The sequence below is a fragment of the Riemerella anatipestifer genome (assembly GCF_009932355.1).
Lineage (GTDB): Bacteria > Bacteroidota > Bacteroidia > Flavobacteriales > Weeksellaceae > Riemerella > Riemerella anatipestifer_E.
This window is the reverse complement of sequence record NZ_LEKU01000001.1, coordinates 39940-49780: the sequence shown is the minus strand read 5'-3', so window position 1 is coordinate 49780 and position 9841 is coordinate 39940. Positions and strand designations below refer to the sequence as shown.

12 protein-coding genes are annotated in these 9841 nt (G+C 34.7%); 4 read left to right on the top strand and 8 right to left on the bottom strand.

Annotation, left to right across the window (positions count from 1 at the left end; genetic code table 11):
- Positions 1-42: 42 nt before the first annotated feature.
- The 4 genes from eno to GXW81_RS00280 all read left to right on the top strand — a co-directional run bounded on the left by eno (position 43) and on the right by GXW81_RS00280 (position 5036).
- Entirely contained in the window at positions 43-1335 is a 1293-nt protein-coding gene (gene eno, locus GXW81_RS00295) for a phosphopyruvate hydratase (protein ID WP_013446939.1), read from the top strand.
- Positions 1336-1441: 106 nt separating this feature from the next.
- Positions 1442-2728 (top strand): citrate synthase, encoded by a 1287-nt coding sequence (locus tag GXW81_RS00290; RefSeq protein ID WP_161530724.1) that lies wholly within the window; start codon positions 1442-1444, stop codon positions 2726-2728.
- A gap of 218 nt (positions 2729-2946) precedes the next feature.
- On the top strand, positions 2947-3861 hold the full coding sequence (locus GXW81_RS00285; protein WP_161530723.1) for a dimethylarginine dimethylaminohydrolase family protein: 915 nt from the start codon (positions 2947-2949) through the stop codon (positions 3859-3861).
- 92 nt (positions 3862-3953) lie between these two features.
- A complete protein-coding gene (locus GXW81_RS00280) occupies positions 3954-5036 on the top strand; it encodes a hypothetical protein (RefSeq protein ID WP_161530722.1) in 1083 nt (360 codons plus the stop codon).
- Positions 5037-5114: 78 nt separating this feature from the next.
- Here GXW81_RS00280 and rplQ read toward each other — a convergent pair whose 3' ends face one another.
- From rplQ to secY, 8 genes are read right to left on the bottom strand one after another with little or no spacing between them, the layout of a single operon-like run.
- Entirely contained in the window at positions 5115-5609 is a 495-nt protein-coding gene (gene rplQ, locus GXW81_RS00275) for a 50S ribosomal protein L17 (RefSeq protein ID WP_161530721.1), read from the bottom strand.
- Positions 5610-5617: 8 nt separating this feature from the next.
- Complete coding sequence (locus tag GXW81_RS00270) at positions 5618-6613, bottom strand: DNA-directed RNA polymerase subunit alpha (protein WP_004917361.1); 996 nt, start codon at positions 6611-6613, stop codon at positions 5618-5620.
- A gap of 28 nt (positions 6614-6641) precedes the next feature.
- Complete coding sequence (gene rpsD, locus GXW81_RS00265; RefSeq protein WP_161530720.1) at positions 6642-7250, bottom strand: 30S ribosomal protein S4; 609 nt, start codon at positions 7248-7250, stop codon at positions 6642-6644.
- A 19-nt stretch (positions 7251-7269) separates the two neighbouring features.
- Positions 7270-7659, bottom strand: a complete 390-nt coding sequence (rpsK, locus tag GXW81_RS00260; RefSeq protein WP_004917358.1) for a 30S ribosomal protein S11 — start codon at positions 7657-7659, stop codon at positions 7270-7272.
- Between the two features lie 11 nt (positions 7660-7670).
- Positions 7671-8048 (bottom strand): 30S ribosomal protein S13, encoded by a 378-nt coding sequence (gene rpsM / locus GXW81_RS00255; protein WP_004917355.1) that lies wholly within the window; start codon positions 8046-8048, stop codon positions 7671-7673.
- Positions 8049-8065: 17 nt separating this feature from the next.
- Positions 8066-8182 (bottom strand): type B 50S ribosomal protein L36, encoded by a 117-nt coding sequence (ykgO, locus tag GXW81_RS00250; RefSeq protein ID WP_004917354.1) that lies wholly within the window; start codon positions 8180-8182, stop codon positions 8066-8068.
- 45 nt (positions 8183-8227) lie between these two features.
- Positions 8228-8443: a translation initiation factor IF-1 gene (infA, locus tag GXW81_RS00245; RefSeq protein WP_004917349.1), complete on the bottom strand. Its 216-nt coding sequence runs from the start codon at positions 8441-8443 to the stop codon at positions 8228-8230.
- Positions 8444-8455: 12 nt separating this feature from the next.
- On the bottom strand, positions 8456-9835 hold the full coding sequence (gene secY / locus GXW81_RS00240; protein ID WP_064970417.1) for a preprotein translocase subunit SecY: 1380 nt from the start codon (positions 9833-9835) through the stop codon (positions 8456-8458).
- Positions 9836-9841: the final 6 nt, after the last annotated feature.

Below are 9841 nucleotides of genomic sequence, written 5' to 3'. Positions count from 1 at the left end.
AATTAGCTAAATTTGTAGAGTTATTTTTAAAAATATAATACAATGAGTTACATTTCTTACATTGAAGCAAGACAAATTTTAGATTCTCGTGGTAATCCTACTGTAGAAGTAGATGTATTCACGGAAAATGGTGCTATGGGTAGAGCGGCTGTTCCTTCTGGAGCCTCTACAGGAGAGCACGAAGCCGTAGAACTTCGTGATGGTGGTTCAGAATATGTTGGAAAAGGTGTTCTAAAGGCAGTAGAAAATGTAAGGGAAGTTATCGCTCCTGAACTTATAGGTCTTCCTGTTTTTGACCAGAACTTGATAGACCAAGTAATGATAGATTTAGACGGCACTGCTAATAAAGGTAAACTAGGCGCTAATGCTATACTAGGGGTATCTCTTGCTGCTGCAAAAGCTGCTGCTACCGAACTTAGAATGCCTCTTTATAAATATATCGGTGGTGTAAACGCAAACACACTACCTGTTCCTATGATGAATGTTATCAATGGTGGTTCTCACTCTGATGCCCCTATTGCATTCCAAGAGTTTATGATTATGCCTGTAAAAGCAGACTCTTTCTCACACGCTTTAAGAAAAGGAACAGAGATATTCCACAGTTTAAAATCTATCCTTAAAGGAAGAGGATTGTCTACAGCAGTAGGAGATGAAGGTGGTTTTGCACCTACATTCAACGGTACAGAAGATGCTCTTGACACACTTCTACAAGCAATAGAAAAAGCAGGGTACAAACCAGGTGATGACATTATGCTTGCACTAGACTGTGCTTCTTCAGAATTTTATGTAGATGGAACTTATGATTACAGAAAATTTGAAGGAGACAAAGGTGCTCACAGAAGCAGAGAAGAACAAGTATCTTACCTTGCTGAATTAACTCAAAAATACCCTATCATCTCTATAGAAGACGGTATGCACGAAGACGACTGGCAAGGTTGGAAAATGCTTACAGATAAAATCGGAGATAGAGTACAATTAGTAGGTGATGATTTATTTGTAACTAATGTAGAAAGACTTTCTAGAGGTATTAAAGAAGAGGTAGCTAATTCAATTTTAGTAAAAGTAAACCAAATCGGTTCTTTATCCGAAACTTTAGCAGCGGTACAAATGGCACAGCATAATAAGTACACTTCTGTAATGTCTCACCGCTCAGGAGAAACTGAAGACGCTACTATTGCTGATTTAGCAGTAGCTTGTAACTGTGGACAAATCAAAACAGGTTCAGCTTCTCGTTCTGATAGAATGGCTAAATACAACCAACTTCTAAGAATAGAAGAAGCTCTTGGAGAAACAGCAATATTCCCAGGTCTTGATGCCTTTAAAGTAAAAAGGTAATACATAAAAACAATCATTATTATAGCATTTATCTTTTGTGATAAGTGCTATTTTTTTTATATCTTTATCGCAAATTTCAATAAAAATCTAAAAAAATAATTGAATTATGTCTGACAATAAAGTTTTATTAAAGTACGATGGAAAGGAGTATGAATACCCTATCGTAGATAGTGTTTTAGGAGATAGAGGTATTGATATTTCTAAATTAAGAGATGAAACAGGACTTATAACCCTAGATAAAGGCTACAAAAATACAGGTGCTACTATTAGTGAAATCACTTTCCTAGATGGAGACCAAGGAGAGCTATTCTATAGAGGCTACCCTATAGAACAAATCGCAGAGAAGTCTAACTTTACGGAAGTGATGTACTTATTACTTCACGGAGAACTACCTACAGAAGAGCAATTCAAAACTTTTGAAGATAGTATCAAAAACTACAACTGGGTAGCAGAAGAAATGAAAAAGCTGATGGATGCATTCCCTCGCTCTGCACACCCTATGGGAGTTTTATCTTCTCTTACTTCCGCTCTTACAGCGTTTAATCCTAGAGCAGTAGATGTTAAATCTAAGGAAGATTTAGACCACGCTGCGGTGATGCTTATCGCTAAGTTTTCTCACCTAGCTGCTTGGACTTACAGAAAAAAACAAGGGTTACCTCTTAATCACGGAGATAATAAATTAAACTATGTAGAAAACTTCTACAAAATGTGTTTCCGTATGCCAAACCAAGAGTTTGAGATGGACCCTGTTATTGTAGATGCCTTAGATAAACTTCTTATTCTTCACGCAGACCATGAGCAAAACTGTTCTACTTCTACAGTAAGAATGGTAGGTTCTGCCCACACAGGTTTATTTGCTTCTATTTCTGCTGGTGTTTCTGCTCTTTGGGGACCACTTCACGGTGGAGCTAACCAAGCCGTGATAGAAATGCTAGAGATGATAGAAAAAGATGGTGGAGATGTAGAAAAATATGTAAAGAAAGCTAAGGATAAAGAAGATAGCTTCCGTCTAATGGGCTTCGGACACAGAGTTTACAAAAACTTTGACCCTAGAGCGAAGATTATCAAGAAAGCTGCTGATGATATTCTTGGTAAATTAGGTATACATGATAAAGCTCTGGATATCGCAATGCAACTTGAGAAAGTAGCTCTAGAAGACGATTACTTTGTAGAAAGAAAACTTTATCCAAACGTAGACTTCTACTCTGGTATCATATACAGAGCTTTAGGAATTCCTACTGAAATGTTTACAGTAATGTTTGCTTTAGGAAGACTACCAGGATGGATTTCTCAATGGAAAGAAATGAGACTTATGGAAGACCCTATCGGAAGACCTAGACAAGTTTACCAAGGTGCTGGAAAAAGAGATTACACTCCAATGAACCAAAGATAATAGTCGGTAAAATATCTCTAAAATATTAAATCTTTCCTTTTTTGTAAAAGGAAAGATTTTTTTATAATACCATAATACAAATTCTACTATTAGTTTTACACCAACTTTTTCAATTCAACTTTTTTGTTTAAATTGGTTGCGTTAAAAGAAATTCACTCTCTTTGAAATTCTTTATCTCCTTTGAAATATTGATAAACAAACTCAAAAAATAATTCTATATGAAATTAAATATAAAAAACGAAACAGGTAGATTAAAATCAGTTGTTTTAGGGCAGCCACATTCTAATGGTCCAATTCCTACACTAGAAGAAAGCTATGATGCAAAATCTTATCACTCGATAGAAAATAATATTTATCCTAAAGAGGAAGACATCATTAACGAAATGGACGCTTTTGAAGCTGTTTTAAGAAAGTATGATGTAGAAGTTTTTCGTCCAGAAATTATTCAAGATTATAATCAGGTTTTTGCTAGAGATGTTGCTTTCGTTATAGAAGACAGAATGATTATCTCTAATGTAATCCCTGACAGAGCTGATGAACAAGAAGCTTACCGTAAAATATTTGAAAAGGTAGAGTGGCGTAAAATCATTAACCTTCCAGACACAGCTCATATAGAAGGTGGAGATGTTATTGTATGGGATAACTTTATCTTCATAGGAACTTGTTTCAGTGAAGACTACCGAAATTTTAAAACCGCTAGAACCAACGAATATGCTATAGAAACTCTCAAAGAGTATTTCCCTAAGAAAAGAATTCTAGATTTTGATTTAAAGAAAAATGATAGAGTTCCATATCAAGGCATACTTCATTTAGACTGTACCTTTAATCCTGTAGGAAAAGACAAATGCATCATTTACAAAGATGGCTTTGTAGATGAGAGCGATTATCATTTAATCTTAGACATCTTTGGAAAAGAAAATTGTTTTGAGGTAACATCTGAAGAAATGTTTGCGATGTTCCCTAATATTTTCTCTATATCTCCAGAAGTAGTGGTTTCTGATAAAGCTTTTACTAGAATGAATAACCATCTTCGTGACGAGTGGGGACTTACAGTAGAAGAAATTCCTTACAGAGAGATTTCTAAAATGGGAGGGCTATTAAGATGCTCTACCATGCCTCTAGTAAGAGAGTAATATACTGCAAACAAACACTTTATGTTAAAAATCATATAAAGTCACGGGAGTTTGGCACTAATTATGCATAGAATAACAAAAAAAATAAGTCTATGAATTTACAAGTAAAATTGCAAAAATTAGCCAGCGAAGTGTCAAACCCCTGTGTGACTTTATCTCTAAACACACATAGAACTTACCCTGATAACAGGCAAGATGAAATAGTTCTAAAAAACTTGGTAAGAGAAGCCAAAAACAGGTTAGAGGAAAAGTTTAGCAACTCTAGAGAAATCAAAGAAGTTTTAGACAAACTAGAGGCTGTACCTGAAAAGATAAACCATGATTACAATTTAGATGGACTTCATATTTTTATATCTAAAGATACAGAAGAAATCATAAAAACAGCCTTCCCTGTAACCAAACACGAGACCTATGTAGACAATACATTCGCGATAAGACCTTTAATACTAGCTGTAAATAGAAGTTTTGAATACCTTATCGTAGTTCTAAAAAAAGATGGAGTACCATTATATAGAGCCACAAATGATGCTGTTTTAGAGGAAATTAAAAATGAGGATTTTCCATTCCATGAAACGCCACTTCATCCTAAAAATGATAAAAGAAAAAGTGATAGCAGCCATGTAGATGATTTGGATAGAGAATATTTTAATCATGTAGATAAAGTCATTTTAGAAGTTGCAAGAACTCATTCATTAAAAGTAGTAGTAATCTCTACAGAAGATAATTACAGTAAGTTGCAACAAGTTGCTGATAATAAAGATATTTATTTAGGGCATATAGATATAAATTATAATGAGCTAAAAGAACATCAAATAGCAGAAGAAGCTTACAAACTAGTACAAGAGCATAAAATCCAGCTAAGAAAAAATGCTATTGAAGAGCTAAAAGAAGCTATTTCTCAGTCTCATGTACAAACTGACTTACAAGAGATTTATCGTTCAGCGATAGATGGTAGAGCTGAGCTACTAATTGTAAGAAAAGATTATGAACAACCCGTAAGAATGCTTAATGATAGAGAATTTGAATTAGTAGAAGACAGTAAAGAGGTAGGAGTTGAAGACGACATTATATCTAATATTTCTTGGGAAGTTCTAAGTAAAGGAGGACGAGTAATATTTACTTCTGATTCATCTTTTGATGAGTTTGGAAATATAGCTTTAAAAGTAAGATATTAGTTTTAATTATAAAAATATAGTAACAAAAAAACGCTTCCAAAAATTGGAAGCATTTTTTTATTTTAGATGAATAAATCTTTATTCTTCTACTTTCTCATCATTAGCTACAGGAGCTTCTTCTTGAGCAACTACCTCTTCTTTTTTAGTAGCAGGAGCAGCCTTTCTACGACTTCTTCTAGTCGTTTTCTTTTCTGCTTCGTTAGGATTGTAAAGCTCATTGAAATCTACAAGCTCTATCATTGCCATATCAGCAGAATCTCCTTGTCTAAATCCAGTTTTAATGATTCTACAATAACCACCGTTTCTCTCTGCAATTTTAGGAGCAATAGTTCTAAAAAGCTCACTAACAGCATATTTATTTTGTAAATAAGAGAAAACTACTCTTCTGTTATGTGTAGTATCTTCTTTAGATTTAGTAAGGATAGGCTCTACATATACTCTCAAAGCCTTAGCTTTAGCTACTGTAGTATTTATTCTTTTATGTTCAATTAGGGAACAAGCCATATTAGAAAGCATAGCTTTTCTATGAGAAGCAGTTCTACCTAAATGATTGAATTTTTTTCCGTGTCTCATTTTAAGGATTATTTATCAGCGTCTAACTTATATTTACTTACATCAAAACCGAAGTTAAGTCCCTTAGAATGAACAAGCTCTTCAAGTTCGGTTAATGATTTCTTTCCGAAGTTTCTAAATTTCATCAAATCAGATTTACTATAAGAAACTAGTTCACCTAGAGTCTCTACTTCAGCTGCTTTCAAGCAGTTAAGAGCCCTAACAGAAAGGTCCATCTCTGCTAGTTTAGACTTAAGTAATTGTCTAGTGTGTAATGTTTCTTCATCATACTGAATAGATGCCTTTACCGCTTCCGTTTCCAATGTAATTCTCTCATCAGAGAACAACATGAAGTGGTATATAAGGATTTTAGAAGCTTCTATTAAAGCATTCTGAGGAGAGATAGAACCGTCAGTTTCTATATCTAGAATTAATTTTTCATAATCCGTTTTCTGCTCTACACGATAGTTTTCTACGCTGTACTTAACCTTCTTTATTGGAGTATAAATAGAGTCAATAGCAATAGTACCGATAGGAGCATTATTTGATTTATTTTGTTCTGAAGGAACATAACCTCTACCTTTATTGATGCTAAAATTCATTTCTAAATTTACATCTTTTGTAAGATTACAAATCACCAATTCAGGATTTAAAACTTCAAAACCAGAAATAAATTTACCTAAATCTCCTGCTGTAAGCTGTTCTAAGTTAGCTATTTTAGCTGTAACTTGCTCAGACGGAGCATTCTCAGACTTAGCCTTTAAGCGAAGCTGTTTTAAGTTTAAAATAATTTCTGTTACATCTTCTATAACTCCTGGAATGGTGGAAAATTCGTGCTCTACGCCTTCTATTTTGATAGATGTAATAGCATAACCTTCTAAAGAAGAGAGCAATACTCTTCTTAAAGCATGACCGACAGTTAATCCATAACCTGGCTCCAAAGGTCTAAATTCAAACTGACCTTGAAACTCTGTGGAGTTAAGTAGGATTACTTTATCGGGTTTTATAAAATTTAAAATTGCCATAGTTTTGGGTTGAGCAAAAATTTGATGATTATTTAGAGTATAGTTCGACGATTAGCTGTTCCTTGATGTCTTCAGGAATTTGGATTCTCTCAGGTACTCCTACGAAAGTTCCTTCCTTAGTTTCATCATTGAACTGTAACCAGTCATAATTAGCTTTTGCAGAAAGAGCAGCCTCTATTACCTCAAGAGATTTAGACTTTTGTCTTACAGCTACTTTATCACCTGGTTTTAAAGAGTAAGAAGGTATGTTTACTACCTCTCCATTCACAGTGATATGTCTATGAGATACTAACTGTCTTGCAGCAGCTCTAGTTTTAGCAAATCCTAATCTATAAACTACGTTATCTAATCTAGATTCACAAAGTTGAAGAAGAACTTCACCAGTTACTCCTTTGCTAGCGTGTGCTTTTTTAAACAAGTTAGAGAACTGTCTTTCTAAAATACCATAAGTATATTTAGCTTTTTGTTTTTCAGCTAACTGTACTGCGTATTCAGACTTTTTAGCACCTCTCCTTTTGTTAGGCCCATGCTGTCCTGGCGGCTGGTTTCTTCTCTTCTCGAAGTTTTTATCATCTCCATAGATTGCTGCACCAAACTTTCTAGCAATCTTTGTTTTAGGTCCAATATATCTTGCCATTATTTTTTAAAATTTCGGGTTATACTCTTCTTCTTTTCGGTGGTCTACATCCGTTGTGTGGCATAGGAGTCACATCAACGATTTCACTTACCTCTATTCCAGAGTTGTGAATAGTTCTTATAGCAGACTCTCTACCTGCACCTGGTCCTTTTACAAAAACTTTAACTCTTCTAAGACCAGCTTCGTGAGCTACCTGAGCGCAATTTTCTGCAGCCATTTGTGCAGCGAAAGGAGTATTTTTCTTAGAACCTCTAAAACCCATTTTACCAGCAGAAGACCAAGAGATTACTTCGCCGTTTTTGTTAGTTAAAGAAATAATGATATTATTGAAAGTGGCTTGGATATGAGCCTCGCCAATCGCTTCAACTTTTACTTTTCTCTTTTTAGTTACTTTAGTTTGTTTTGCCATAATTCTAACGATTATTTACTTGCCTTCTTCTTGTTAGCAACAGTTTTTCTTTTTCCTTTACGGGTTCTAGAATTGTTTTTCGTTCTTTGGCCTCTTAAAGGTAATCCCAGTCTGTGACGTATTCCTCGTTGGCATCCTATGTCCATCAATCTCTTGATGTTCAATTGCACTTCAGAACGCAACTCTCCTTCTACTTTAATGTTTTCAGAGATGTAATTTCTGATTGCAGCCAATTCATCGTCATTCCATTCATTGACTTTCTTGTCTTCGCTGATTCCAGCGTTCTTCAAAATTTCTGACGCGGTGCTTTTTCCAATTCCGTAGATATAGGTAAGCCCTATCACGCCTCTTTTGTTTTTTGGTAAATCAATACCTGCAATTCTCGCCATAATTTAATTTTGCTAAATTAGCCTTGTCTTTGTTTAAATTTAGGGTTCTTTTTGTTAATAATGTACAATCTGCCTTTTCTTCTTACGATTTTGCAGTCTGCACTTCTCTTCTTAATTGATGCTCTTACTTTCATAATGTTTTCTTTATGCTATAGCCTCTAGCTATATAAGCTCTTAAATTAATATCTAAATGTAATTCTTCCTTTAGATAAGTCATACGGAGAAAGCTCCAATTTAACCTTATCACCTGGAAGAAGTTTTATATAATGCATCCTCATTTTACCAGAAATATGAGCTATCAAAACATGCCCATTTTCTAGCTCTACTCTAAACATGGCGTTAGATAGTGCTTCCACTATCACGCCATCTTGTTCTATATGTTTCTGTTTAGCCATAATACTTCTTTCCTATTGGTTAGATGTTCTAGACAACTTAGACTGCATTAACCCATCATAATGATGATTCAACAAATAGGTATTGATTTGCTGTACTGTATCTAGGATAACTCCCACCATAATAAGTAGTGAGGTACCACCAAAAAATAGAGCAAATCTATCTGTTTGAACCAAACTTCCATACACTAAAGCTGGAAGGACTGCAAAGATAGCTAAAAAAATTGCACCTGGCAAAGTAATTTTAGATAAAATATCATCTAAGTAATCTGCAGTCTCTTGTCCAGGTCTTACCTTTGGAATTAAACCTCCATTTCTTTTAAGGTCATCAGCCATCTGATTTACTGGAATTGTAATAGCTGTATAGAAGAATGAGAAGATAATGATAAGTATAGCAAACAATAAGTTGTATTGCCAGCTAAATACATTTTTAAATCCAGCTAGGAAAGTGTTTGTTTCATCTACTTTAGTTAAAAGCCCTGGTACAAACATCAATGCTTGCGCAAAGATAATTGGCATTACTCCAGAAGCATTAACTTTTAATGGAATCCACTGCCTTGCTCCCTGCATAAGGTTTCTTGTATTTCCTCCTCTTGCTTGAGCTCTACTTACATACTGAATAGGTATTTTTCTTACCGCAACAGAAAGTACAATAGCCAATAGAATCACAACTAACCAGAATAAGATTTCTATCAATATCATGATAGTCCCCATACCTCCTTTACCTGTTTGAGCCGTTACCTCTTGTATAAAAGCCATAGGTAAATCGGCTAAAATCCCTACCATAATTAGTATTGATATACCATTACCTATACCTTTATCTGTAATTTTCTCTCCTAACCACATTGCAAATACAGAACCTGCAACTAAAATTACAATACTAGGCAACCAAAACATAATAGAAGAAGGATCTACATAGTACGCTGATGCAAACTGAGAGTAAGGTAAGAATAGCCCCGTGATAGAACCCAAATAAGAAGGTGCCTGAACTAAACATACCGCTATTGTTAACCAACGCGTAATTTGGTTAAGAGTATTTCTACCCGATTCACCATCTTTCTGTAATTTCTGTAAATACGGAATAGCCATCCCCATCAGCTGAACAATAATAGAAGCCGAAATATAAGGCATAATACCTAACGCCATAATGGAAGCACGGCTAAACGCACCTCCAGTGAATGACGATAGTAAACCTAATAATCCTGCTCCCTGTTTACTACCACCTTGATTTTGGTATTGCTCTAAAAGAGTTCCTACCTCTGTCATGTTGATAGCTGGTAGAGATATATAGGATGCGAATCTATACACCAATATCATCCCTAAAGTAAAAAGAATTTTATCCTTTAACTCTTTAAGGCTCCAAATGTTTTTAAGTGTTTGTATAAATTCTTTCATTGTAAT

What these genes read in the sequence shown, in the direction of transcription:
- ykgO (WP_004917354.1), bottom strand. Translation starts at nt 8,182, where the DNA reads ATGAAAGTAAGAGCATCAATTAAGAAGAGAAGTGCAGACTGCAAAATC.
- GXW81_RS00290 (WP_161530724.1), top strand. Translation starts at nt 1,442, where the DNA reads ATGTCTGACAATAAAGTTTTATTAAAGTACGATGGAAAGGAGTATGAA.
- GXW81_RS00270 (WP_004917361.1), bottom strand. Translation starts at nt 6,613, where the DNA reads ATGGCAATTTTAAATTTTATAAAACCCGATAAAGTAATCCTACTTAAC.
- rpsK (WP_004917358.1), bottom strand. Translation starts at nt 7,659, where the DNA reads ATGGCAAAACAAACTAAAGTAACTAAAAAGAGAAAAGTAAAAGTTGAA.
- GXW81_RS00280 (WP_161530722.1), top strand. Translation starts at nt 3,954, where the DNA reads ATGAATTTACAAGTAAAATTGCAAAAATTAGCCAGCGAAGTGTCAAAC.
- GXW81_RS00285 (WP_161530723.1), top strand. Translation starts at nt 2,947, where the DNA reads ATGAAATTAAATATAAAAAACGAAACAGGTAGATTAAAATCAGTTGTT.
- rpsM (WP_004917355.1), bottom strand. Translation starts at nt 8,048, where the DNA reads ATGGCGAGAATTGCAGGTATTGATTTACCAAAAAACAAAAGAGGCGTG.
- secY (WP_064970417.1), bottom strand. Translation starts at nt 9,835, where the DNA reads ATGAAAGAATTTATACAAACACTTAAAAACATTTGGAGCCTTAAAGAG.
- rpsD (WP_161530720.1), bottom strand. Translation starts at nt 7,250, where the DNA reads ATGGCAAGATATATTGGACCTAAAACAAAGATTGCTAGAAAGTTTGGT.
- rplQ (WP_161530721.1), bottom strand. Translation starts at nt 5,609, where the DNA reads ATGAGACACGGAAAAAAATTCAATCATTTAGGTAGAACTGCTTCTCAT.
- eno (WP_013446939.1), top strand. Translation starts at nt 43, where the DNA reads ATGAGTTACATTTCTTACATTGAAGCAAGACAAATTTTAGATTCTCGT.
- infA (WP_004917349.1), bottom strand. Translation starts at nt 8,443, where the DNA reads ATGGCTAAACAGAAACATATAGAACAAGATGGCGTGATAGTGGAAGCA.